26 protein-coding genes are annotated in these 25508 nt (G+C 51.1%); all 26 read right to left on the bottom strand.

What is annotated here, in order from left to right; all coding sequences use genetic code 11:
- Positions 1-16 precede the first annotated feature (16 nt).
- The 26 genes from LG202_RS01600 to LG202_RS01475 all read right to left on the bottom strand — a co-directional run bounded on the left by LG202_RS01600 (position 17) and on the right by LG202_RS01475 (position 25499).
- Positions 17-520, bottom strand: coding sequence for an SRPBCC family protein (locus LG202_RS01600; RefSeq protein WP_230346682.1), 504 nt, complete (start codon positions 518-520; stop codon positions 17-19).
- Positions 517-1548: a vWA domain-containing protein gene (locus tag LG202_RS01595; RefSeq protein ID WP_230346681.1), complete on the bottom strand. Its 1032-nt coding sequence runs from the start codon at positions 1546-1548 to the stop codon at positions 517-519. Before LG202_RS01595 ends, LG202_RS01600 begins: the two co-directional genes overlap by 4 nt.
- Complete coding sequence (locus tag LG202_RS01590; protein WP_230346680.1) at positions 1545-2117, bottom strand: hypothetical protein; 573 nt, start codon at positions 2115-2117, stop codon at positions 1545-1547. The genes LG202_RS01595 and LG202_RS01590 overlap by 4 nt, the downstream gene beginning before the upstream one ends.
- On the bottom strand, positions 2102-3103 hold the full coding sequence (locus LG202_RS01585) for a vWA domain-containing protein (protein ID WP_230346679.1): 1002 nt from the start codon (positions 3101-3103) through the stop codon (positions 2102-2104). The genes LG202_RS01590 and LG202_RS01585 overlap by 16 nt, the downstream gene beginning before the upstream one ends.
- Positions 3100-3972 (bottom strand): hypothetical protein, encoded by an 873-nt coding sequence (locus LG202_RS01580; RefSeq protein ID WP_230346678.1) that lies wholly within the window; start codon positions 3970-3972, stop codon positions 3100-3102. The genes LG202_RS01585 and LG202_RS01580 overlap by 4 nt, the downstream gene beginning before the upstream one ends.
- The gene (locus tag LG202_RS01575; RefSeq protein WP_230346677.1) at positions 3972-4835 is read right to left on the bottom strand and encodes a DUF58 domain-containing protein; all 864 of its coding nucleotides are present in this window, start codon (positions 4833-4835) and stop codon (positions 3972-3974) included. Before LG202_RS01575 ends, LG202_RS01580 begins: the two co-directional genes overlap by 1 nt.
- A gap of 31 nt (positions 4836-4866) precedes the next feature.
- Positions 4867-5886, bottom strand: a complete 1020-nt coding sequence (locus tag LG202_RS01570) for an AAA family ATPase (protein ID WP_230346676.1) — start codon at positions 5884-5886, stop codon at positions 4867-4869.
- 138 nt (positions 5887-6024) lie between these two features.
- Complete coding sequence (locus LG202_RS01565; protein ID WP_230346675.1) at positions 6025-6300, bottom strand: methanol dehydrogenase [cytochrome c] subunit; 276 nt, start codon at positions 6298-6300, stop codon at positions 6025-6027.
- A 98-nt stretch (positions 6301-6398) separates the two neighbouring features.
- A complete protein-coding gene (gene moxG / locus LG202_RS01560) occupies positions 6399-6893 on the bottom strand; it encodes a cytochrome c(L), periplasmic (RefSeq protein ID WP_230346674.1) in 495 nt (164 codons plus the stop codon).
- A gap of 27 nt (positions 6894-6920) precedes the next feature.
- A complete protein-coding gene (moxJ, locus tag LG202_RS01555) occupies positions 6921-7763 on the bottom strand; it encodes a methanol oxidation system protein MoxJ (protein WP_230346673.1) in 843 nt (280 codons plus the stop codon).
- Positions 7764-7850: 87 nt separating this feature from the next.
- Positions 7851-9650 (bottom strand): methanol/ethanol family PQQ-dependent dehydrogenase, encoded by a 1800-nt coding sequence (locus LG202_RS01550; protein WP_230346672.1) that lies wholly within the window; start codon positions 9648-9650, stop codon positions 7851-7853.
- A gap of 356 nt (positions 9651-10006) precedes the next feature.
- Positions 10007-10834: an SDR family oxidoreductase gene (locus LG202_RS01545; RefSeq protein WP_230346671.1), complete on the bottom strand. Its 828-nt coding sequence runs from the start codon at positions 10832-10834 to the stop codon at positions 10007-10009.
- Positions 10834-11415: an NUDIX domain-containing protein gene (locus LG202_RS01540; RefSeq protein WP_230346670.1), complete on the bottom strand. Its 582-nt coding sequence runs from the start codon at positions 11413-11415 to the stop codon at positions 10834-10836. The genes LG202_RS01545 and LG202_RS01540 overlap by 1 nt, the downstream gene beginning before the upstream one ends.
- A gap of 24 nt (positions 11416-11439) precedes the next feature.
- The gene (locus LG202_RS01535) at positions 11440-11733 is read right to left on the bottom strand and encodes a DUF2818 family protein (protein WP_230346669.1); all 294 of its coding nucleotides are present in this window, start codon (positions 11731-11733) and stop codon (positions 11440-11442) included.
- A gap of 41 nt (positions 11734-11774) precedes the next feature.
- Entirely contained in the window at positions 11775-13223 is a 1449-nt protein-coding gene (gene nuoN / locus LG202_RS01530) for an NADH-quinone oxidoreductase subunit NuoN (protein ID WP_230346668.1), read from the bottom strand.
- Positions 13224-13244: 21 nt separating this feature from the next.
- Positions 13245-14732, bottom strand: a complete 1488-nt coding sequence (locus LG202_RS01525; protein WP_230346667.1) for an NADH-quinone oxidoreductase subunit M — start codon at positions 14730-14732, stop codon at positions 13245-13247.
- A 6-nt stretch (positions 14733-14738) separates the two neighbouring features.
- On the bottom strand, positions 14739-16793 hold the full coding sequence (nuoL, locus tag LG202_RS01520) for an NADH-quinone oxidoreductase subunit L (RefSeq protein ID WP_230346666.1): 2055 nt from the start codon (positions 16791-16793) through the stop codon (positions 14739-14741).
- Positions 16794-16848: 55 nt separating this feature from the next.
- Positions 16849-17157 (bottom strand): NADH-quinone oxidoreductase subunit NuoK, encoded by a 309-nt coding sequence (gene nuoK, locus LG202_RS01515; RefSeq protein ID WP_011480272.1) that lies wholly within the window; start codon positions 17155-17157, stop codon positions 16849-16851.
- 13 nt (positions 17158-17170) lie between these two features.
- Positions 17171-17809 (bottom strand): NADH-quinone oxidoreductase subunit J, encoded by a 639-nt coding sequence (locus LG202_RS01510; protein WP_230346665.1) that lies wholly within the window; start codon positions 17807-17809, stop codon positions 17171-17173.
- A gap of 84 nt (positions 17810-17893) precedes the next feature.
- Complete coding sequence (gene nuoI, locus LG202_RS01505) at positions 17894-18385, bottom strand: NADH-quinone oxidoreductase subunit NuoI (RefSeq protein WP_230346664.1); 492 nt, start codon at positions 18383-18385, stop codon at positions 17894-17896.
- A gap of 41 nt (positions 18386-18426) precedes the next feature.
- A complete protein-coding gene (nuoH, locus tag LG202_RS01500; protein ID WP_230346663.1) occupies positions 18427-19446 on the bottom strand; it encodes an NADH-quinone oxidoreductase subunit NuoH in 1020 nt (339 codons plus the stop codon).
- On the bottom strand, positions 19443-21869 hold the full coding sequence (nuoG, locus tag LG202_RS01495) for an NADH-quinone oxidoreductase subunit NuoG (RefSeq protein WP_230346662.1): 2427 nt from the start codon (positions 21867-21869) through the stop codon (positions 19443-19445). The genes nuoH and nuoG overlap by 4 nt, the downstream gene beginning before the upstream one ends.
- Positions 21862-23187, bottom strand: coding sequence for an NADH-quinone oxidoreductase subunit NuoF (gene nuoF / locus LG202_RS01490; protein ID WP_230346661.1), 1326 nt, complete (start codon positions 23185-23187; stop codon positions 21862-21864). Before nuoF ends, nuoG begins: the two co-directional genes overlap by 8 nt.
- On the bottom strand, positions 23184-23663 hold the full coding sequence (gene nuoE, locus LG202_RS01485; protein WP_230346660.1) for an NADH-quinone oxidoreductase subunit NuoE: 480 nt from the start codon (positions 23661-23663) through the stop codon (positions 23184-23186). The genes nuoF and nuoE overlap by 4 nt, the downstream gene beginning before the upstream one ends.
- Positions 23660-24913 carry an NADH-quinone oxidoreductase subunit D gene (locus LG202_RS01480; protein ID WP_230346659.1) on the bottom strand — a complete coding sequence of 418 codons (1254 nt, stop codon included), beginning with the start codon at positions 24911-24913 and terminating at the stop codon, positions 23660-23662. Before LG202_RS01480 ends, nuoE begins: the two co-directional genes overlap by 4 nt.
- A complete protein-coding gene (locus tag LG202_RS01475) occupies positions 24906-25499 on the bottom strand; it encodes an NADH-quinone oxidoreductase subunit C (protein ID WP_230346658.1) in 594 nt (197 codons plus the stop codon). The genes LG202_RS01480 and LG202_RS01475 overlap by 8 nt, the downstream gene beginning before the upstream one ends.
- Between the last annotated feature and the right edge of the window lie 9 nt (positions 25500-25508).

Raw genomic sequence — 25508 nt, 5'->3', positions numbered from 1 at the left:
TCAGATAAATCGCGATTTACTTGCCGGACTCCAAGCCAGCAAGACCAGCCTTGATGAAGCTATCCACTGCGTTTTGTGCAGTTTCGTCGTCCTGACCTTCAGGTGGCTCATTACCAGTATCAAAACGGTAGAATCGCGCCATCCAGCTTACTTTAGCGTTGCTACCGTCTGCGTCAACCTTGATACGGCCTGTCAGGGAACTCACAGGCAAGGCTTCCAGGGCAATTTCACCACCGAGACGGTAGTTCAATGTCTTATTTGCTACATCCAACTCATCCACCTGCTGCTGAATCTTGCCGCCATTCTTCAGCGTAATGTTGGATGTTTTGTCATCGACAACCTCGCAGGCCTTAACTTCAGGATGCCATTTAGCAATGCCACAAGGCTCGGCAATCTTGGCCCATACGGCATCTGGAGCCGCCTTCACCACAACAGCTTCATCCGTTTTGCGGGGCGTAGGGCCATGTGCAAACGCAGGTGCCGCAATGGCAAGGCTGAGTACAGCAATAAGTAACTTCATCTCTTTTTAAACCTCAAATGTTGTTGAACGAAATCAAAAAATCTTGGTGGCATAAAGAATGCCAGAATCAATAACAATGCAGGCAAGGCAAACCAGGGCCTTAAATCAGTTTTACCAGAGCGCCAAGTCGCCATACTGGTCGCTGTCGCATCACTAGCGAATCCATGAGGAGAATCCAGGCGCTTGTATTTCAGACCTGTGGTCTCAGCCAATTGTTTCAACTCTTTTTCATTCAGGCCGGACAAATTCGCTTTGGTATCTTCTGCGGGATTGCGTCCATGAGAGGCATTACGGCGGTTAAGGCCGTCATCATCCTCTTCGACCTCCATGTCTTTTTCCATTTCATGCACAGACTTTGAAGTGAACATGCCAAAGGTAGCAAATCGCATTACCTCTTCTAGCTCCCAGTAACCAATGATATTGTCATGCTCATCCAACTTAGGAATCCTGCTGAGCTCCTCTTTTCCTGTGCCGACAAGAATACCTCCTACTTCTCCCGGTTTGCCTTCGAACTTGGGCAGGTAATCAGGGTTGGATGGCGGTGCTTGATGTCCATCGGTGAAAAATGCCAAGTGAACATCCGGCCCCAACTTGGCAGACAGCTCAATGCCACTTAACACCCCGTGGGTGATGAATGAGTCAGCTGCCCAGGCCATGCGCCAATCCATATGGTCTATGGTCTGATCCAATGCCGAGAAGTGCGCGCAGACCTCAAGTGGGCGCACAATATTTTGCGCACCGCGCTCGGTGAACATACCCAGTGCCACAGTTGAGCCACAAGGCAGATCGCGCAGAGCCTCACGCATGGCTTTTTTGGATAATTCCAGTCGACTGATACTTTTACCATCTAGCGTGTAATCACGCACATTCATGCTTTGCGTGATGTCGAGCACAAAAAACCAGTCAAACACACGGCGTGGCAAGGTCGCATGCGGGCTTAACATGGTAACGGACAGCAATATCACGCTGGCCAGCATCATGCGGCCTCGCAAATCTAGGCGAGATAATTTCCAGTGCTGCAAAATCAAGGCATCCCTCTAGGAAAACCAGGAATCGAAGGCCAACCATCAGGGCGCTTTTCGTCTTCCTTCACTTCGTCATCATCCTCGTTGTAGCGGCTGGGTGTCTTGACGCCAGCAAACGTAGGCGATAGCCGCAAGGCAAGCTCCAGATTGTATTTAGCCTCAATCCACTCAGGGTCAATCAGCAAGGCTTTGCTATAGTTTTCCTTGCACAGCGACATTAACGGGCCCACCTTATCCCAAGATACATAGCCTTCACTTTCAAGGATATCAACACTTTGGGCGAGGTACAGGTTGCCAGAGTTGAAGTAAGCCGCCTTGCGCAACGCGTCATCTCCCTTGGCTGCTGCCTCAATATATAACTCCAGGGCCTTCTCTGTCTGGCCCTGCTCAGCCAGCAATGCAGCATCTGCAAACAACTCCCTGGCGGACTGCCCCCCCTGCAATTGCCCGGCTTCAAGCTTGTGGTTGTAAACGCTGGCACGATACAAACTCACACCACTCCAGATGAGACCTGCAATAGCCAATACCAGTAAAAGCAACATCCAGGGAAACAACCTTAAACGGCGCGCCATCTCTTAACCTCCGTCAGGTGTAGGGCGAATAAAGCTGCAACACACAACAGCGACAATAAATAAAATATCCAACTCAAATCCTGGCGCGCAGCCGCTTCGTAATACTTCACAGGCTGGTTCTTCAACTCTGCAATATCAGCCAAAGCCTCTTCCACCGCTTTAGGACTCTCTGCTTCATAAATATGGTAGTTCACGCCCAAGGACTTGAAGTAATCATGTAGCTGGTGTTCTGGGTAAGCATCAAGATCTTCATCTTCAGGCGCGCTCTTGATGCTTACGCCATTCGCTGAACGCAGATACACCCAGTAAAGAGAGGCTCCTTGGCGGTGAAACATTTCACGCAAGGTATCTTGCGTTTTCACATCCAAATGCGCGCCACCATCAGACACCAGCAAGATGGCACGAGCACCGGTCACCGGACGCCCCTCAAAATAATCCAGCGCCATGCCAAGACCACGCGCAACAGCAGTGAAGCCCATACCACCTGCTTCAGTTGCACGCAGTGCCGCCAGCACCGCTTCACGGTCACCGCCCAAAGGGGCAACCAAGATAGGAGAAGTGCTAAAGGTAACCATGCCAAGCAAATCTTCCCTGCTCTGGTTCACAAACGATTGAAGTACGCGGCGGGCTGCCGACATTTTTGATTCACTATCATTCTTGGCAGAATCAGCAAAGCTGTCATTCATGCTGGCACTACGATCCAGAACAATCATGACGTGCGCTCCGCGCCCGACTTTTTCCAACTGTTTTTCACCCCAGTATGGCCCAGACAATGCAACCGCTATCGCAGCTATCGCCAAGGCTCCAGCCCAACGCCAGAAGCGTTCGATCCATAGCGAAAGCTCATCTTCGGGTAGGCGTGAAATGGATGGATAAGGAAAAGCAGCATGCCCGCGCACGAGCAAGGGCATCACGGCCAGAAGCAGCAATAGCAGCCAGCCTGGCGCATGCAAGCCAGCCCCCGCATTCTGGAGGAACTCGTTCACGGCGTCTCCATCAGGCTCAACTGACGTGCTAATTTCTCTACTTCAGGCTTGCTGATTGTCTCTGACTTACCGGCGAAAAAAAGCTCTTGTGTCGCGAGAAAGAATTTTTCTATTTCAGCTTGTAATGGCTGTGTTTCAGGATGTTGGCTAAAAAAATACTTGAGGCCTTCCTGGGTAACAGCTGTATTAGCATAATCATTGAAAGCACGACTCAAGATACGCATAGATTGCGGCAACGCCTCTTGTTGCTTGCCCAGGCGTCGAATTTCGCGTTGCGCCTTGCGGAAAGGACTCGCATGTTGTGTTTTAAACGGCAAGCAATCGAAACGCCACGCAAAATATAAAACAGCTACCAGCAACCCCACAATGGACCAAGCCAATTGCTGGAGGATAGGCTGCAATGGCTGAATTTGAGGCTCAATAGCTTCGCGCGGCGTTGCCTGCTCCTTGGTCAGCATCGTCGGCAACATTGGTGCCATCAGGATTTCTGCAGGTTGCAAGCGGGCCACCAAGATTTCACTGCCCTGACGGAACTGCAAATCCAGCGCACGTAAAGGGATAGGCCGCACATCGCGCAAGGTGCGGAACACTTGCCAATCAAATAGGAAAGTATGCTTCATACCCTTGCTGACTCGCTCGGTTTGATGTGTGACATCCCGCAGCTCAATATGAGCACCAGCTCCCAGACGCTTGGGCAGAGAACTCTCATCAAGCTCGAATCCCGCGGGCACGATGACTTCTACTCGCTGCTCAACCACATCCCCTACGCGATAACCAATATCGCGGATGAAAGACTGGGCATTAATGCTTTTCTCGGCAGCAAAAGCAGGCAAGCTCAGCAATAGCAAAGACAACAATACATGTCTCATTAACTAGCCTCCAAAAGATGACGCGTCAGCAAGCCAGCATCAAACTTATCTTCAATGAAAAATGGTGCGCGGGCGCCGTATTGCCGACACAACCTCTTGAGTTCATCCTTGCGGGTAAGGTAGCGTTGCTCAATTTCACGCTTAAGGCTACGACGCAGGAATATGGACCGATCACCACCACCCTCCATATCGCGAACACGAGCCCACCCCCACTCGGGAAGGTCACGATATTCACTGCTATCCCAAAGCACCAATGGCACAACATCATGGGTGGAGAAGCTGGACAAGGTATTACTCAACAACGCTTCATCCAGGTGAAAATCTGAAATCAGGAACACCAGAGAGCGGCTTGGACGCACCTGCTCAATAGCTTTTGGCAAGCCTTTGGCGCCCGATTGCGGACGGATGTGGGCATGTAATATTTTTTGGTGCAATTCGTGCGCCAAGCCACGCCGGGAAGATGGCGGCGTAAATAAATCTTGCCTGACGACATCATCACAGGCCAATAGCGAAAAAGCATCACCATGACGCGTGCTAGACCATGCAATTGCTGCCGCAATATCGGCGAGCAACCGCTTTTTTTCCGCGTTGCCAGCAAAACGCATAGAGGCCGACATATCCAGCAAGGCATATACAACGATTGCACCACGCTCAAAGAAAGATCGCACCACGTAACGTCGCGGGATCACTCTCAGGCTTGCACGCAGATCCAAGCGACGTGGGTCAGGGTTATCCATGAAGGGGACATGTCCGGCAAAGTCTGTGCCGCTACCTGGCGTACGTGTTGCATGCGCGCCCGGCTGGGCACCGCGAGCACGCCAACGCAGGTGATAATAAAATTCCTGGGGTGTAAAACTTGCCAAAATAATGCTTGCCTGTCAGGGCCTGTCCCACTTAAGGCGCAGGGATCTTGTTGAGTACGCCGTTCAGCAATGCTGGGGCAATATCTTCACGGCGCAATTCATACGCGGGCGTAAAGAACACACGATGCCCCACGGTCTCAGGGAAAACAGCACGAATATCATCGGGAGTAAGGTAATCTCGTCCCTCCAGCCACGCACGGGTACGTGCTGCGCGCATCAACATGGCCATGCCACGAGGACTAGCACCGCCAGCCACCAAGCGAGTGATATCAACATCTTCAATCTCGATGCCCAGACGTTCTGGATGACGTAAGGCCTGCCATATGTTGACAGCGTAATCCTGCAAGGCCAACTCGGCGCGTACATTTTCCTGAATCGTCGCTGATACTGCGTTGAGCTTGTCATAGGGCACAAGGCCTGGCTCTAAGGTCTCAATCAAAGCATCCGCATCATGGAAGCGTGTGCTGAACATCAAGTCACGCTGCAGTGCTTTGTCTTCAGGCGCAGTCACTGAGACTTCCATAAAGAAACGATCACGTGCAGCAGCAGGCAACTCAAATGTTTCTTCACGCTCTAGGCCGTTACGGTCAGCAAACACAGTGAGATGAGGAAAAGAATAATCACGGTTGAACGCATTGACACTACGTTCCGCCATTAGCCTTAGTAACAAAGAATGTGCTTGTGGGCGGGCACGATTGATTTCATTGAAGAAAAATACAGCAAGATTTTCTTCATGCCGCAATAATGGACCAGGTGCGACAGCTGGTTGACCGTTTTGGTCAATATAAGCATGGTAAAGAAAATCACCAGGCATGAGGTCGATAGCGCCCTCAATCCGCTGGTAGGCCCCACCAAGCAAGCGAGAAGCTGCTTTCAACAAAGTAGTTTTACCTACCCCGACATCCCCTTCCAGCAAGACATGGCCGCGGGAGAAAATCGCAATTGTCAGTGCCCGAACCTGTTTCTCCAGTCCCAGCACTACCTTATTGGCAGATTGCTCAAATGAGAGTGCACGCTCACGCCACTCATTCAGATTTATTTGCTCTTGCATCTTATTGCATCCTGCTGACTGAAGATTTTATTTGAATGGCACTTAAGAAAATGTCATTGAAATAAATCACCATATCGCTCTTATGAGTAAAAAGGCTGATGTCCGTATCCGAACATCAGCCTTCGACATATCACAAGCTTACTTCACGTCAAACTTGAAACTGCCAGTTGCCTTTGCATTGGCAATACGCTTTGCATTGCGCTCATCAATTGCCTTGATAGCAGCTTCTTGCTTGCTGAGTTCAGCAGCATCGTGCTTAGGATCGTACTTGGAACCAGCAATCTTTTCAGGATAGCCAGGCTTAGCTTCCCAGCAGTTGCCAGCTTCTTTACAGGTTTGGCCGTCATATGCAAAAGCAAGGCCAGAGGCAACCATCGCACCTACGGTTGCTACTAATGTCAAAACGCGTTTCATTGATATCTCCTTGTGTTATGGTTGCTGGTGGTACTACTTATCTACCGGTGCCACCAGTCAGCATCCCGGTAGAATTCCTAATACACGACTAATTGCAATTACCCGTTGCGATGCTCAAAAGTATCGACTGCTTTCTTCGCCTTTTCTGGCTCAGTTTGCAAAGCACGTACCCAGCTCATCACATGCAGAATTTCATCTGGCTCTAGCAAGCCTTGTTGAGGACCCATTTGACCGGCTGCACCGCCGTAAATAGTCTCAAACAAACCCTTGTCTTCGAGGTTGGTTGGGTATGTCCAGTAGTCATCGCTCAACGCAGGACCCAACTTGCCTTCAGCCAAGTGACCATGGCAACCAGAACATGCGGTAGCGAAGATCACATAGCCCTTATTCAAAGCTTCCTGGTTACCGTTGTATGGATTAATACCAGTGTTCTTGAACTCCTTGAACTGAGGACTTTCTTCCTCACCGGTAAAATCCAAAGGCTCACCAGAAACGGTGCCGCGGAAATCCAGATCTGCCTGCGCAGGCATCAACGCAAATCCTGATGCCAAAAACACACTCAAACCACCTGCAACTGCTAATTTTTTAAACATTTACTACCCCGGAGTTACACAAAAAAACTAGATCGGCAAAAGAGGAATGTGCTCTTTTTCAAGAACCGCATTAATCTCTTTCTGACTAGACGTAATAGCCTTGTCCAACTCAGCTTTTAAAGCCTCATCCCCAAGCCTTACACCCATCACCGTTTCATACTGCATTGGAATCTTGCTGCCATTGGCACGCTTGGCATTGTCTTCAATCAAGACCATATTCAATGGCGTTGTAGATTCCGCCACATACTTGGCCACACTAGGTGCCCACAGCGCTGCAGCATGCAAGCGCATAGCAACCACATCATCCACCAACTTGCGCTCATCAATCTTGATGTAGCGATTACGGGTGGATTTGAAATCTGTCAGTTCGGTTAGATAGTCGAACATGTCGTCAAAACGACCAATCTCAAGCATCATGTTCTTAGCTGGACTATCGGGAAGAAAACCGAGTCGGAAGTTACGCTCCTTGAGATATGGATGATCCCAGGAGTGAATATCAATCTCTCTGTCCTTGCGTGTCACAAACACATAGCCAGATTTGTAGTAGGTCTTGGTAGTCAGCACCCTAGGATCGCCTTTATCCAAGCCCAATAAAACATCGCACTGCTTCTTGTCTAGAAAATCCCTAACTGCGTAGCGAGCATCAGACCACCAAACAAATGAGACCTTGCGATTCATCGCCTTGCCAATCACCTTGGCAATTTCATTCTCAAAACCTTGTTGTTTGTCATTCGAGTAAGGCAATTCATCCTTACCAGCGCATACTTTCAATTCATCAGCTGCTTGAGCCTGCAAAGCAATCATCCCAGCAAAACCAAGAAGTGCAGCTTGAACAGCATTAATACAGGACTTCTTATTAACAATATGCATGTGTACTCAATTCCAAAACACAATTTCATTTAGATACCGGGGCAGACCTGCTGCCCCGGAATATCACATCAGCTTGCTTTTACTAACTTACAGGCTGAACACCATCAGGCCACCGCCCATTTGTGTGTGGTTCTGCAGTTCCTTGAAGGCACCTACAGCACCCAGACCAGCGCTAGGATCGGTCAAGTCGAATACCAGACCAACACCAGGCCAACCACCTACACCGTACATGGAACCGATATATTGCTTACCCTTGAACTGGTAGGTCATAGGAGCACCGATACCACCGGATGGCATCTTGAACTTCCACAGCTCCTTACCGTTGTCCTTGTCCAGGGTCTTGATGTAACCATCAAGTGTGTTGTAAGCAACCAGACCGCCCTTGGTAGCGAGAGTACCGCCCCAAACTGCAAACTTCTCCCACTTAGTCCACTTGTACTTACCAGTCACGATGTCCATGGCGCGAACTTGACCCATTTCTTTCTTGGTTGGGCCGCTAGGTCCAGGGTACATAGCCAGTGTTGCACCTACGAAGAACTGACCAGCACGGTATGGCAGCATGAACGGCTCCCAATCCATACAAATGTGGTTCAGACCTGCGTAAACGATTGGCTCGTCAAGATCCAATGCATCCAGACCTTGGTTGTGGAAGCCCATCGCGGAAGGACAAACGTTAGTGCTCTTATGGTCCATACGTGTGCTGAACTCTGGATCACGTACTGGAGTACCTGTCTTGAGATCAACCTTCTTGAACACGTTCACTGCTGGATCAACCTTAGCAGCTTGTACCAAGTTACCGTTGTCACGGTTCAGTGTGTACATGATGCCGTTACGGTCAATGTGAGTCAGCAGAGGAGTTACCTTGCCGTCAACCTTGTGATCGGAAAGGATCATTTGGTTCACACCAGCAAAGTCCCACTCATCGTGAGGAGTCTTTTGGTAGCCCCACTTGGCTTCGCCTGTATCCAGGTCACGAGCCCAGATAGTCATGGTCCACTTGTTGTCGCCAGGACGCATGGTTTCGTTCCATGGTGCTGGGTTACCAGAACCGTAGTAGAACAGGTTCAGCTTAGGATCGTAAGCGTACCAACCCCAGTTAGTACCGCCACCGATTTTCCATGCATCACCTTCCCAGGTCTTCAGACCCAGGCCGAATTGACCGTAGTGTGGATTGTCGCTGTTGAAGTTCTTAGCCAGCTTCACTTCTTCGTCAGGACCAGTTGCAAAAGCACGCCATTGCAGCTCACCAGTCTTCAGGTTGAAGGAGTTAACTGCACCACGAACACCCAGCTCAGCACCAGAACAGCCAACCAGAACTGTGTTCTTAGCGATGAATGGAGCCTGAGTCAGTGTTGCACCAACCTTAGGATCACATACTTCAATTTCCCATACGATCTTGCCGGACTTAGCATCAAGGGCAACCAACTTGCCATCAAGCTGAGTCTTCACGATCTTGCCGTCACCATAAGCCAAGCCACGGTTAACGATGTCGCAACATGCAACAGCTTTAACAGAAGCAACTTGCTTAGGCTTGTGTTGCCAAGCGATCACGCCTGGATCATTCAGGTTCACAGCAAAAGTGTTGTTTGGGAATGCACTGTGGATGTACATCATGTCGCCAATAACCAGAGGCGCGCCTTCATGACCGTGCAATACGCCGGTGGAGAAAGACCAAGCTGCCTTCAGGTTCTTGACGTTGCCTTTGTTGATTTGGCTCAATGTGCTATTGTGCTGACCAGTAAAGTTACCGGTTTGCAAGGCCCAGTTGTCTGCATTCTTTGTCAGATTTTGCAGATCTTGGTTTGCCTGAGCACCTTGCATCGTCGCAAGTACCAGCAAGCTGCTAACTGCAGCGCTGATACCGACGTGGGTTACTCTGCCTTTCATATACTTCTCCTCATTCTGGTTTGATTACAAACTCCCTGCCGATCGGTTGTTACTCGGCAGAAACAATTTTTAACAATTTGTAACAACTGCGACAGATGAAAGATTCCCGATTAAAAAGGAAAGTGTTCACACTTACGTTGTGACACCGTATCGCCGGAAAGCATGATGCTTGCAAGAAGTCTGACTAAACTGACTTAGCTATTGCGTGTAAATAGTTGTTGAGACATAGCTATATTTGAAATCCAACATCGGGAAAATCACCCAAGTCGACTAAGGATTTTGTTGAGACGGCCGTAAAAGCAAAAACGCCACAAGTAAATCCTTGTGGCGTTTTCAGTGGCATGCAAGAGGAACTCTTAATCCATGGCAAGTAATGATTTATACCCGGCAATGTAATCAGGATAGATAAACTGATATCCGCTTGCGAGCATACGCTGGTTACTCAAGCGCTTGTTACCTTGCACAGGAGGCATGTCGCTAACGGCATACTCAACACCTTGCTCACCAGCAAGCCATCGCAATAGATTGTGCACGGGCAATGGCTGATGATCAGTCACCACATAAAGGCGATGTAGCTGGACATTGTGCCGCTGTTGAATCAGGTAGTATATAAATGCCGCGCCATCATCACGATGAATACGGTTGGTCCACCCATTTTTTTCCGGCCACTGTTCAGGCGTTTGCGCTAAGGTCAGCATACGTCTGCGTCCAGGGCCATAAATCCCTGAAAACCTCAGGATAGTAGATGGATATCCATCCAGCAAAGCTTCAGCCTCCAGCATGCGCCTACCACTGAAATACGTAGCAATAGCAGGTGAACCTTCATCCAGCCACTCGTCTGTTTCCTGCCCGTAAACGCCAGTGCTAGAAACAAAGAATACATGCTGCAATGTTGCTTCATTCAGCACTGATAAGACATGGCGTAAACCGTCAACATAGCTCAGGCGATAACTTTCATCGCTATGCTCGCTGGCAGCTACGCAATACACCAGGATTTCTGGCTGGATATTGACAATCTCTGTCAGCGTCTGTGGTTGAGTGACATCAGCCAGCAAGGTTTGCACCCCCTCGGGCATGGGTTGGGCCGAACGCCGCAAGCCAGTGACAGCATGCCCTTCAGCCACCAAGCGCCTAGCCAACTCCAGGCCCAGATCGCCGCACCCCGCAATCAGTACCTGACTCATCACGATGCTTCCATCGGCCATTCACCGCTAAGGAATTTCTCAGCATGAAACAATGCCACCATGGTCTTGCCATCCGTCAACTCACCGCGCCTAATCATCTGCATGCACTCTTCCAGGCTCGCCTCAAACAACTGCAATGCTTCGTCTATATCACGATTATGCTGTCCTGCGGATAAACCACGGGCGAGGTAAATGTAAATCACCTCGTTGGAATAACCGATACAAGGATGCTGCAAGCCCAGATAAATCCACTCTGCCGCTGTATAGCCTGTTTCCTCAAGCAATTCGCGCTTACCAGTCTCCAGGTGAGGCTCTCCCGCATCAATCTTGCCTGCGGGCAACTCGATGAACACGTGCGATAACGGGTAGCGAAACTGCCGCTCCAACAGCAGGTTTCCATTATCCAATACAGGAATCACCACCACTGCACCAGGGTGGATGACATATTCGCGCTGACTCATGGCGCCAGATGGAACACGCACTTGGTCACGCTTGACCAGCAACATGCCACCTTCTGCAATTATTTCGGAAGACAGGGTGACCTCAGCCAGATCCTGATCGTTATATTGAGAATGGCTCATGGATGAACTTTAGGTGACTGGCGCTTATGCCTTGCGCCAGAAATATCGATAAACAAACCCAGGAAATGCAAACACCACAAACAAACTGAAGGTGATGGCATAAAACTCCCAGCGCTGTGGCGCAATCTGACCAACACTGCCCTTCTCGACCATCATGGCAATCGCGCCAACGACGAAATAAAGCACTATCAACTCCAGCAGGCTCCAGCCAATGGCTTTTGGCTGGCTTTTCAATGGGATGATATAAAACAAGCGCTCGGAAAACCAAGGCAGGTTGGCTGCAAGCAATGCCAGCAGCAACAAGATCGTAATTGTCATGACGTAAGCTACACCTCAGGGCAACCACTGCCCTGACCTGATTATTGAATGCTATGGATAATGGCATACGCGCAAACATCCATCAGACGCTGCGGCAACATGCCGAGTACAAGTAAAGCAATAGCATTAATACTCAAGACCAGCTTCATGTCAATTGGTGCCGCAATCGCACTGTGATCATCAGGCTCGTCGAAATACACATACTTCACGACACGCAGGTAATAGAAAGCACCGATCAGCGCCATGATCACGGCAAATACCACCAGCACGGTAAAGCCCGCCTGCAAAGCCGCCTGCAGCACAGTGAACTTGGCGTAGAAGCCCAAGGTAGGGGGAATACCTGCCATGGAAAACATTACCAGCAACACCAGGAACGCATACCAAGGGTTACGCTGGTTTAACCCTTTAAGGTCTTCCAACTTATCGGCTTCAAATCCCTGGCGACTCAGTAACAGGATGATGCCAAAACCTGCCAATGTCATGAGCACATACGACAGGATATAGAAAGTCGCGGAGGCATAGCCATTGAGGCTGGCACTGAGAAAACCAAGCAACAGGAAGCCAATATGGGAAATCGTGGAGTAGGCCAGCATACGCTTGATATTGGTCTGGGCAATCGCAGCAATATTGCCGATCACCATCGACAACACCGCCATGATGATAAGCATGCCCTGCCAATCTGCCGCAAGTACAAACATCGCCTGGATCAGCAAGCGCACGACCATGGCAAAAGCAGCGATCTTGGTAGCCGAGCCGATGAATAGCGTCACCGCAGTGGGCGAACCATGATAGACATCGGGCACCCACATCTGGAACGGCGCTGCACCCAGCTTGAAAGCAAGCCCGGCGACAATAAATACCAAGCCAAGCACCAGCACGCCATGATCTGGCGCACCATTCATCAAAGACTCAGCGACCTCTGACACATTCAGGCTACCAGTCACACCGTACAGCATGGACATGCCGTACAGCAACATGCCGGAAGCCAATGCACCCAGCACAAAATACTTCATCGCCGCTTCGGTCGAACTAGCATTGTCCCGATCCAGAGCGACCAAGGCATAAAGAGACAACGAAAGTAGTTCAAGGCCGATATACAGCGTAAGGAAGTGCTGCCCAGAGACCATGATCATCATGCCAAGTGTAGAGAACAGCACCAAGGCATAGAACTCACCGCGGAACATACCACGCAATGTGATATAGCTACGGGTATAGATCAAAGTCACCGACGTTGCCAAATAGATACCCAGCTTCAGGATATCCGCCAAGGCATCATCAACAAACATGCCATTGAAGGCATACTCTATCACCGTGGAATGCGTGAACAGGGTAATGCTGGCGGCAGCCACCAAGGTCAACTGGGACAGAACATAGATCAAGAAGCGGCTAGATGGCTTGAGAAATAGGTCTAGCAGCAGGATCAGCATCGCCATCGTTAGCACGACGATTTCCGGTAATGCTGTCATCAGGTCAAAGGATATGGCATTCATGTCGGTATATTCTCGTCGCGATTACAGTGGCGGCAGCTTGCTCAGCGCCATATGCTCAAGCAACTGGTTTACGGTTGCATGGGTCACTTCGGTAATGGGCTGGGGATAAAGACCAAAACCCAAGACTAGGATAGCCAGCAGACCCAGGATAAAAAACTCTCGCCGATTGATGTCTTTCAAGGCTGCCACCTGCGGATTAGCAATCTCGCCGTAATAAACGCGCTTGATCATCCACAAGGTATACGCCGCGCCAAATATCAGCGTAGTGGCTGCAAGGAAGGCATACCAGAAATTGACTTGCACTGTACCAAGAATCACCATGAACTCACCGACAAAACCTGATGTACCAGGCAAGCCAGCATTGGCCATGGCAAACAACACCGCAAAGGCTGTAAATACCGGCATAGTGTTGACTACACCACCGTAATCTGCGATCTGACGTGAGTGCATGCGGTCATACAAAACGCCAACCGAGAGGAACATGGCGGAAGAAATGAACCCGTGCGAAATCATTTGCACGATCGCGCCTTCCAAGCCTAGCGGGTTGAATAGGAAAAAGCCCAAGGTGACAAAGCCCATATGCGAGATAGACGAATAAGCAATCAGCTTCTTCATATCCTTCTGCACCAGCGCCACCAGCGCGATATACACCACAGCGATCAATGACAGGGTGATCATGAAGCCTGCCAAGTAATGCGAAGCGTCAGGGGCAATCGGCATGGCGAAGCGCAGGAAGCTATACCCTCCCAGCTTGAGAGCAATCGCCGCCAGCACGACAGAACCACCTGTCGGTGCCTCAACGTGTGCATCCGGCAACCAGGTATGTACAGGCCACATCGGAATCTTGACGGCAAAGGCCATGAAGAAAGCAATGAATATCCATATCTGCACGTCCAAGGCCAAGGGCATACGGTAATACTCGGCAATATCAAAACTGCCGCTCTGATGATAGAGATAGATAAACGCCACCAGCATCAGCAATGAGCCAAGCAGGGTATAAAGGAAGAACTTGATCGTGGCATAGACCCGGTTAGGCCCACCCCAAATCCCGATCACCAAGAACATGGGGATCAGCATGGCCTCCCAGAAAATATAGTAGAGAATCGCATCCAGGGCCGAAAACACACCGATCATGATGCCAGACATGATGAGGAAAGCTGCCATGTATTGTGCAACGCGCTTCTCAATCACTTCCCAGCCCGCTATGACGACAATAAACGTCGTAAAACTGGTCAGCAGGATCAAGGGCACGGCAATCCCGTCAACACCAAGGTGATAGTGGATATTGAAGGCAGGAATCCATTGCAAGCGCTCGACGAACTGAAAGCCGCCATATTGCGTATCAAATCCCAGATAAAGCGGCACAGTCACTGCAAACCCGGCAATACTGCCGACCAGCGCAAGCCAACGCGCAGCGTTGGCATTCTTATCGCCGCCAGTGAACAGTACGATCACGCCTGCCAGGATAGGCACCCAGATAGACAGGCTTAAAAATGGTAAGTCATTCATAGCTTGTTATATTTTCATGAAGACGGTGAGCAGGAGGAAAACGCCGATAATCATGGCAAAGGCGTAGTGGTACACCAAGCCAGTCTGCAATCGTCTGACCAGGCCTGCAATGCGGCCCACCAGCCGAGCGGAGCCATTTACCAGCAGACCATCAATCAACTTCACATCACCGATCTGCCAGAGTTTTCCTCCCAAGAAGCGTGAGCCAGCAGCAAAGAACTTCTCATTGAAGCTGTCAAAACCATACTTGTTGTCCAAAATACGGTAGAGGCAACCTGATCTCGCCTTGATGGCGGCCGGAATATCCGGACGCTTCATATAGAAGAACCATGCCAATGCCACGCCGGATGCCGCGAGAATAAATGGCAACGAAGTCAGACCATGCAATGCCATTGCCCCTGCACCATGGAAGTGATGGGCCAGCTCGTGCATGGCACCGTGTTGCTGGTGATCAACATGGATAATGTCCTTGAAGTAATCGCCAAATACCATCACATCAATCGCGACATAACCGATCAGCACTGAAGGAATTGCTAACAAGATCAAAGGCAATGTCACTACCCAGGGTGACTCATGTGGCTTGTCGTTCGGGCCCAGGCCATGATGATGTTCATCATGGTCGTCAGCATGCGCATCATCATGTGTATGCTGATGCTGGTCATGCTCCTGATGATGTGCTTGGTGACCATCATGCTGCATCCACTTTTCCTTGCCGTGAAATACAAGGAAATACATCCGGAAAGAATAGAAAGCCGTGACGAACACCCCTGCCAGCACGGCAAAATAAGCAAAACCACTTCCGGGAATATGTGAGAACGCGACTGCCTCAATGATGGAGTCCTTGGAGTAGAATCCGCTGAACCATGGCGTACCGATCAAGGCCAAAGACCCAATCAGCGAGGTGATCCAGGTGATCGGCATGTATTTGCGCAAACCACCCATGTTGCGCATGTCCTGATCATGGTGCATGCCCATGATGACAGAGCCTGCACCGAGAAACAGCAGCGCCTTGAAGAATGCATGCGTCATCAAGTGGAAAATGGCCACCGAATAAGCGGAAACTCCCAAAGCCACGGTCATGTAACCAAGCTGCGACAAAGTGGAATACGCTACCACGCGCTTAATATCATGCTGGATAATACCGAGGAAGCCCATGAACAAGGCCGTGATTGCACCAATCACCAGCACAAAAGACAAAGCGGTCGTTGATAGCTCATACAAGGGCGACATACGCGCCACCATGAAGATACCGGCCGTCACCATCGTAGCAGCGTGAATCAATGCAGAGATCGGCGTTGGGCCTTCCATCGAATCTGGCAGCCAGACATGTAAAGGCACTTGCGCTGACTTACCCATGGCCCCGATAAACAGCAAAATGCAAATCACCGTCATCAATGACCAAGCATGCCCTGGAATCAGCTCTACCGTGGTATCGGAAAATTGCGGTGCCACCGAAAACACAGCGGCATAATCCAGGCTACCCAGGTAGTACAACACCATGCCAATCCCAAGCAGGAAACCAAAGTCTCCAACCCGATTAACCAGAAAAGCCTTGAGGTTGGCATAAATAGCGGTTGGCCGTTTGTACCAGAAGCCAATCAACAAATAGGACACCAGGCCCACTGCTTCCCAGCCAAAGAAAAGCTGCATGAAGTTATTGCTCATCACCAACATCAGCATTGAGAAGGTGAATAAAGAGATATAACTAAAGAAACGGCTGTAGCCGGGGTCTTCCGCCATGTAGCCAATCGTGTAGATATGCACCATCAACGAAACAAACGTCACCACCACCATCATGGTGGCCGTCAGGCGATCAACCAGAAAACCTACTTCGAAAACATGCCCGCCACTGGTCAGCCATGTATATACCGAACCATTGAAAACATTACCGTGCAACGCATCCATAAAGACGCAAACAGACAATGCAAATGATGCTGCGACACCGACTATTGTGAGCCAATGTGCAGAAGCTCGGGGCAACTGGCGGCCAAACAGGCCGACCACGGCAGCAGCAAATAATGGCAGCAGTGGAATCCAGATATAAAGGCTTTGTACCGTCATGCCCATACTCCAGACATCAACAACACAGGCCGGCTGAACACTCGCAATTGCATGGTTATCCTTTCAGGCTGCCAATATCATCGACATTGATGGTGCGCAAATTGCGGAACAGCAAGACGAGAATCGCCAAGCCAATCGCAGACTCGGCTGCAGCCACAGTCAGGATGAAGAATACGAAAATTTGTCCGGCAATATCATTCAGATAATGCGAGAAGGCGATGAAGTTCATGTTGACGGCCAGCAGCATCAGTTCGATGGCCATCAGCAATACAATCACGTTCTTGCGGTTGAGGAAGATGCCGATCACGCTGATCGCAAATAATATCGATCCCAAAATCAGGTAGTGAGAAAGTCCGACACTCATTGATTCATCCCCATCATTTCTGTTCAATCGCAGGTTCGGAAGCCACGATCACTTCCTTTTCTGCTGGCATGCTGACAATGCGCACACGGTCTGAGCGCTTAACCTTGACCTGCTCGGCTGGGTCCATGAATTTTGAATCCTTGCGATCTCGCAATGTCAGTGCAATCGCCGCCACAATCGCGACCAGGAGCACCACCGAGGCCAATTCAAATGGCAACAGGTAATCGGTATATAGTTGCCGCCCAATCTCGGCAGTATTGCTGTAGCCCGCTGGCTTGGGTGCCGGCGCAGTCAACATGTCTGCGCTGAAATGCTTGCTACCCAGGATCATCACCATTTCGGCAGCCATCAACAAACCAACCGGCAAGGCAACGGGCAAGGCATTCCAGAACCCCTCACGCAGTTTATCGAGATTGATGTCCAGCATCATCACGACAAACAGGAACAGCACCATCACTGCCCCGACATACACCAGCACCAAGGCAATGGCGAGGAATTCGGCTTCCAGCAACAACCAGATCCCTGCGGCAGTAAAAAAAGCCAATACCAGGAACAACGCAGCATGTACCGGGTTGCGTGCCGTGATGACGCGCAGGCCTGCAAACAACAGGATGGCGGCTAGGGCATAAAAAACATAATCCTGGAATATCATGGTGATCTCCTATGTGGATACTAGCGCGGTCAATTACGCTATATCCATCATTCCTCCTCGTAGCTTTTTATAATTGATTCACGTCTAGCGATACCGTGCATCCACGGCACGATCGGCGGCGATCTGATCTTCGTGCTTATCGCCCACCGCGAGCAGCATGGGTTTGGTGTACAACAAATCTCCACGCTGCTCACCGTGATAGTCAAAAATCCGTGTCTCAACAATCGAATCAACCGGACAGGACTCTTCGCAAAACCCGCAGAAAATGCACTTGGTCAGATCAATGTCATACCGTGTAGTGCGGCGAGTATTATCCTCGCGCTGCTCGGACTCAATCGTAATCGCCATCGCTGGGCATACCGCTTCGCACAATTTGCAGGCAATACAACGCTCCTCTCCATTAGGATAACGACGTAGCGCATGCAAACCACGGAATCGAGGACTGATCGGCGTGCGCTCTTCAGGAAACTGCACTGTGATCTTGCGGGCAAAGAAATAGCGCCCAGTCAAGGCCATACCCTTGACCAGCTCAAGCAGCATAAAGCTTGCGAATAACTCTTTTATCTTAGTGATCATCTAATTTCTCAATAAAATCGTTTTTCAAGGCAGCCTATTGCTCAATGGAACAAATATGCCCAAGGAGTCTGCATCATCGCCCCAACGAACAATATCCAGACGAGCGTGACAGGAATGAACACCTTCCAACCCAGGCGCATGATCTGGTCATAACGGTAGCGCGGGAAGGTGGCACGAAACCAGAGAAAGAAGAACAGCAAGGCCGCAACCTTCAACAGCAGCCACAAGATACTGTCTGGCAGGAAAGGCACTGGAGATAGCCAGCCGCCAAGGAACATCAACGCAGCAAGCATGGCTACCAAGATCATATTGGCGTATTCGGCAAGGAAAAACACCGCAAAGGCCATGCCGGAATACTCCACATGGAAGCCTGCCACGATTTCCGACTCACCTTCGGCTACATCAAATGGCGCACGGTTAGTCTCAGCCACCGCGCTGATGAAATACACGATAAACAAGGGAAACAGCGGTAACCAGTACCATTGCCAGAAGCCGCCAGACTGAGCAAGCACGATCTTGCCTAAATTGAGGCTGTTGGCAGACATCAATACTCCGACCAGCGCAAAGCCCATGGCGATTTCATAAGAGACTATCTGCGCAGCGGAACGCAACGATCCAAGGAAAGCATATTTGGAGTTGGAGGCCCAGCCCGCGATAATCACCCCATACACCGCAACGGAAGTCATCGCGAGAATATAAAGCAGGCCAGCATCAATATCTGCCAGCACCAGCGTCAGGTCAAACGGCACCACTGCCCACGCCGCCAGCGCAGGCGCAATCGCTAGCACCGGGCCTAGCAGGAACAAGGTACGGTTTGCCGCACTTGGGATGATGATTTCCTTCATCAGCAGCTTGAGCCCGTCGGCCAATGGCTGCAACAGTCCGCGATAACCAACACGGTTAGGTCCCAAGCGCACCTGCATAAACCCGATCACCTTGCGCTCAGCCAATGTCAGGTAAGCCACGGCGCCCATCAAAGGCAGAACGATCGCGATAATCTTAAGCAGCGTCCAGACTACCGTCCACAGCGGGCCTAACAAGGTTTGCACTTGCTCTATCATGCCACCACCTCATCCATAGGCTGCTCGGCAGGAATACGCTCTATCGTGATCTCGCCCAGCAAATCACCTAATCCTGCGGTTTGCGGCAAGGCACCCGGGATGCGCACACAGCCATGGGGCACACGAGTATCCGCATGTGCCTCCAGCACAGCGCTGCCTTCGCCCTGCTTGACGAGGATACGCTCACCATCCTTGATGCCCAGCTTCTGCATCTGTTCAGGATGTAAGGCTGCCAGTACCGCTTTCACAACCTGCCGCGTTTTCTGTAATGGTGTTGATCGGCGAACAATCGCATCGGACTGAAATTGGGGAATTTCCCCCACACGCTGTAAATCGCTATCCAGCTTGACCTTGATCTCGACATCGATCAGCTCACGCAGGTTATTGTTCAATGTGCGCCAAACCACGGTTGATGGTTTCTCGCCACCAAAAATTTCATTCTTGACCTGCTCGGTACTGTCATAGTCAAAATGGCTAACACCGGCTAGGTTGCCTAGTACGCGTAATACCTTCCAGCCTGGTCGCGCTTCGCCCAATGCCTTGGTCACAGCAGCAAAGCTCTGAACACGCCCTTCCATGCTCATGAAAGTACCCGAAGTCTCAGTGAAAGGTGCGATCGGCAACATGATATCGGCATCGCGTTCCAATGCCTCTGACTTGTATGCCGTCAGCGCTACAACGCACTCAGCCTGCTGCATGGCGTTGGTTGCCAGACTTGGATTATGACAATCCAGCTCAGGCTCCACATTCATCAGCAGATACGCCTTACGTGGCGACTCCAACATGGTACGGGCATTCAAGCCACCCGCCTTGGGCATCGCCCCAACCAGATTCGCACCTACACTATTGGCACCAGCGCTCAATACACCGAAGGTCGCGCCACAAAGAGAGGAAATCGCCTCGGCCAAACTGAAAATCTCGGTATAGCGCGGGTGATGCTGGGAAATATTGCCGAGGAATACAGCAGAACGAGGGCTAATCAAGTCCATGGTTTCACCATGACCCGTCAGGCTAAGCGCAATGGCCTTGCTGTTATCCCACACCTTAACGCCTTCCAGCAACTCACTCAGCGATTTGGGCAGACATAACGAAAGCCGCTCCATGCCAGACACAGCCTTGAGGATCTGCGATAGCACGTTCACCATGTCATTCGGCGAGCAAATAGCCTTGTGTTTGATCGGAATCAAAGGGTCTTCATCCAGCGGATTCACCACGGAAAGCTCGGCTCCATTGGCAACCGCACGGCGGATGCGTTGAGCCAGCAAGGGATGTTCATTGCGCAGGTTGCCACCGATCACCAGGATGCGGTCCATTTCTTGCACATCAGGGATATTGCAGCCCATCCAGATCACACCCAGACGCTTGCCGTCATGGCGAAAGTCGGTATGGCGCAAACGGTAATCGACATTATCCGAGCCCAAGCCATGCGCAAACTTGGTCGCAAGATAAGCCTCTTCCATGGTGCTATTGGGGGAAACCAGCACGCCAAGCGCGTCGCCACCCTCGCTATTCACGATGTCCTTGATCTGGCCTGCAGCCAGCTCCAGTGCAGTTTTCCAGTCGGTCTCGTGCCAGGCGCCATTATGCTTCACCATGGGCACCTTAAGCCGGTCCGGACTATTCAAGCCGTCATAGGAGAAACGATCTCGATCAGAAAGCCAGCACTCATTGATGGTTTCCTTTTCGCGTGGCAAGACGCGTAGCACCTTGCCATCCTTGATATGCACTTCGATATGGGCACCAAGTCCGTCATGCGGGGCAATAGAGGGGCGTCGGGTCAGCTCCCAGCTTCGCGCAGTGTAGCGGAAAGGCTTGCTGGTCAATGCCCCCACAGGGCACAAATCAATGATGTTGCCGGAAAGCTCCGAATCTACACTCTTATCGACATAAGCCGTAATTTCCGCATGCTCGCCGCGGTTAATCAGCCCGAGCTCCATCATGCCGCCCACTTCCTTGAGGAAGCGCACACAACGCGTACACTGGATGCAACGCGTCATATCAGTCGACACCAGCGGGCCAATATTCTTGTTGATGACAACGCGTTTTTCTTCGGTGTAGCGTGAGGCTGGTGCCCCATAAGCAACAGCAATATCCTGCAAGTCACACTCACCCCCCTGATCGCAGATCGGGCAATCCAGCGGGTGATTAATCAGCAGAAACTCCATCACGCTCTGCTGCGCCTCAACAGCAGCCTTGGAGCGCGTGAATATCTTCATGCCATCGGCAACTGGCGTCGCACAAGCCGGCAATGGCTTGGCAAATTTTTCCACCTGCACCAGACACATGCGGCAGTTGGCCGCCACGGAAAGCTTCTTGTGATAGCAAAAACGTGGAATGGCAATACCAAGCTGGTCTGCCGCATCAATGATGGTGGAACCGTGTTCGACCTCGACCTGCTTGCCATCAATCTCGATATTAAGCATAGGCCACCTCTTGCTGTACCTGGAGCTTTCCAGCCAGGCGATCTTCCACCATGCTGCTTCCATGGCGGATGTAGTATTCAAATTCAGGGCGGAAATGCTTGATGAAGCTCAGCACCGGTGTTGCAGCCGCATCGCCCAATGCACAAATGGTACGCCCAGAGATATTGCTGCTGACATCAGTAAGCAAATCCAGATCTTCAAGCTTGCCTTGCCCGTCGACAATACGCTTGATCACGCGATACAGCCAGCCAGTCCCCTCACGGCAGGGCGTACATTGACCGCACGATTCCTCAAAGAAGAAATAGGATAAACGCTTGAGGGTTTTCACCATGCAGGTGGTTTCATCCATGACTATCATGGAGCCGGCGCCCAGGCTAGAGCCCGCCTTGGAAAGACCATCGTAATCCATGGTCGCTCCCATGATGGCTGAAGCTGGTAAAACGGCAGTTGACGGCCCTCCGGGGATGACGGCTTTCAACTGGCGCCCCTTCCATACACCTCCGGCCAGTGCCAGCAACTCAGCAAAAGGGATGCCCATATTCACTTCATAGTTCCCAGGCTTGTCTACATGACCCGAGATCGAGAAGATTTTGGTTCCCCCTGAGTTAGCGACACCAAGCTCTTGAAAAGCCTGGCCGCCGTGCTCCATGATCCATGGTATCGACGTGTATGACTCCGTATTGTTCACATTGGTCGGCTTGCCAAACACGCCGTAGCTGGCAGGAAAAGGGGGCTTGAATCTTGGCTGCCCTTTCTTGCCCTCTATCGACTCAATCAATGCAGTTTCCTCGCCACAGATATAAGCACCGTAGCCATGCACTGCATAAAGATCGAAACTGAAATCGGTGCCAAACAGGTGTTCGCCGAGATAGCCAGCGGCACGTGCTTCATCAAGCGCCCTCTCGAATATCTCGTAATCCTGCCAGATTTCACCGTGAATATAGTTGTAACCCACCCGTGCGCCCAGGGTATAAGCGGCAATCGCCATCCCTTCGATGAGCTGGTGCGGGTTGTAGCGGATGATGTCTCTGTCCTTGAAGGTACCAGGCTCACCTTCATCAGTATTGCACACCAGATACTTAGTGCCATCAAAATAGCGTGGCATGAAGCTCCACTTGAGGCCAGTGGGAAAGCCCGCCCCGCCACGTCCGCGCAAGCCAGAAAGCTTAACCTGACTAATCACCTCGGTGGCTTTGACCTTCTCCGTCACCAATCGCTTAAGCTGCGCATAGCCACCCAGCTTAAGATAGGTCTCCAGCGAGGCAGGGTTATCCTGCCCAACAGTACGCAGGCAAACCAGAGTTTGTGTCGCGCTCATTTATCGAGACCCTCCAGTATCTGGTCTACTTTCTCCGGCGTGAGAAACTCGTGCATTTCGCTATTGTTAATATGAAATAACGGCGCCCCACCGCAACATCCCATGCACTCGCCCTCCTTCAGGGTAAAGCGCTCATCGGCAGTAGTTTCGTTAAAGCCAATACCAAGCCGCTTCTGCAAATGCTCAACAATTTCGGATGAGTCGCGCAGCATGCAGGAAATATTGGTGCACACCGTAATCTTGTACTTGCCTACAGGCTCCAACTCATACATGTTGTAGAAAGTCGCCACCTCCAGCGCAGCAATCGCGGGGATACCCAAGTAATCAGCCACTTCGCTGATGGTCTCCTTGGAGAGCCAGCCTTTTTCAGTCTGCGCAATGCGCAGCGCAGACATCACCGCCGCCTGGCGATGCTCAGGTGGATACTTGGTTAATTCACGATCAATCTTGGCTAAAGCTTCAGCAGACAAACTCATCGGTCAATTTCTCCGAATACAATATCCTGAGTGCCGATAATCGCCACCAGGTCGGCAATCATGTGGCCACGCGTCATCTCATCCAGCGCAGCAAGATGTGCAAACCCAGGTGCACGAATCTTGAGGCGGTATGGCTTGTTTGCACCATCCGAAACCAGATAAATACCAAACTCTCCCTTAGGATGCTCGACCGCAGCATAGGCCTCGCCAGCGGGGATGTGGAACCCCTCGGTGAACAACTTGAAATGATGGATCAGCGCTTCCATATCGTGCTTCATTTCCTCACGCTGTGGCGGCGCTACCTTGGTGTTATCACTAATGACTGGCCCTGGGTTCTTGCGCAGCCAGTCTATACATTGCTTGACGATGCGATTAGATTGGCGGAACTCTTCCATACGCACTAGATAACGGTCATAGCAATCACCATTCACCCCGACCGGAATGTCAAAATCCAGCCTATCGTATACCTCATAAGGCTGCTTCTTGCGTAAATCCCAGGCAAAGCCGCTACCACGCAACATAGGACCAGTGAGGCCCAGCGCCAATGCACGCTCTGGCGACACCACACCGATGCCAACGGTACGCTGCTTCCAGATACGGTTATCGGTGAGCAGTGTTTCATACTCATCGACATAAGCCGGGAAGCGGTTAGTGAAGTCCTCAATAAAATCCAGCACTGAACCCTGACGGTTCTCGTTGAGCTGCTTGACGTCTTCCTTGCTGCGTACCGCAGATTCTTCATACTGCGGCATGCGATCCGGCAGGTCGCGATAAACGCCACCTGGACGATAGTAAGCCGCATGCATGCGTGCGCCGGATACGGCCTCATAACAATCGAACAAATCCTCGCGCTCGCGGAAAGCGTATAGGAATACCGTCATCGCCCCCACGTCCAGCGCATGGGCTCCCAGCCACAGCAAGTGATTGAGGATGCGGGTAATCTCGTCGAACATGACGCGGATGTATTGCGCCCGCAAGGGCACTTCCAAACCAAGCAGCTTCTCAATGGCCATGACATAGGCATGTTCGTTCGCCATCATGGACACATAGTCCAGGCGATCCATATACGGCACCGATTGCAGGTAAGTGCGGTTTTCCGCGAGTTTTTCCGTGCCTCTATGCAGCAGGCCAATATGCGGATCGGCGCGCTGGATCACCTCGCCATCCAGCTCCAGCACCAGGCGCAACACGCCGTGTGCTGCAGGATGCTGCGGGCCGAAGTTCATGGTGTAATTGCGGATTTCAGCCATGATGCACGCCCTCTTCGCGAATCACCCTGGGCACGTTATTACGCGGATCAATGCTCACAGGCTGATAAACGACGCGCTGCTGCTCAGGATCATAGCGCATTTCCACGTTGCCTATCATTGGGAAATCCTTGCGGAACGGATGCCCGACAAAACCATAGTCGGTCAGCAGGCGACGTAAGTCTGGGTGCCCCTCATACATGATCCCGAACAAATCAAATGACTCACGCTCGAACCAGTTGGCCACTGGCCAAACATCAACCACAGTAGGCAATACTGGAAAATCGTCATCCGAAGCAAAAACACGCAGACGTAATCGCTGATTCAAACTCACGGACAAGAAATGATAGACCGTGGCATAGCGCAAGCCAGACCAACTACCCTCACCATAATCGGCATAATCCACACCGCAAAGATCAATCAACTGCTCGAACTTTAACAACTTGTGGTCACGCAGGAGGTTGGCAACTTCAAGCAGACATGGCGCCTTGCACTCAATAGTCAGCTCCCCGACATGCTCCTCCAAACGAACCATGCTTTCGCCGAGGACTTCCTGCAAATGTTGTTTTAATTGTTCCAGACGCGTCATTTGTCAGCT

The organism is Methylobacillus methanolivorans (assembly GCF_054588515.1).
This window is presented reverse-complemented; position numbering and strand designations above follow the sequence as displayed.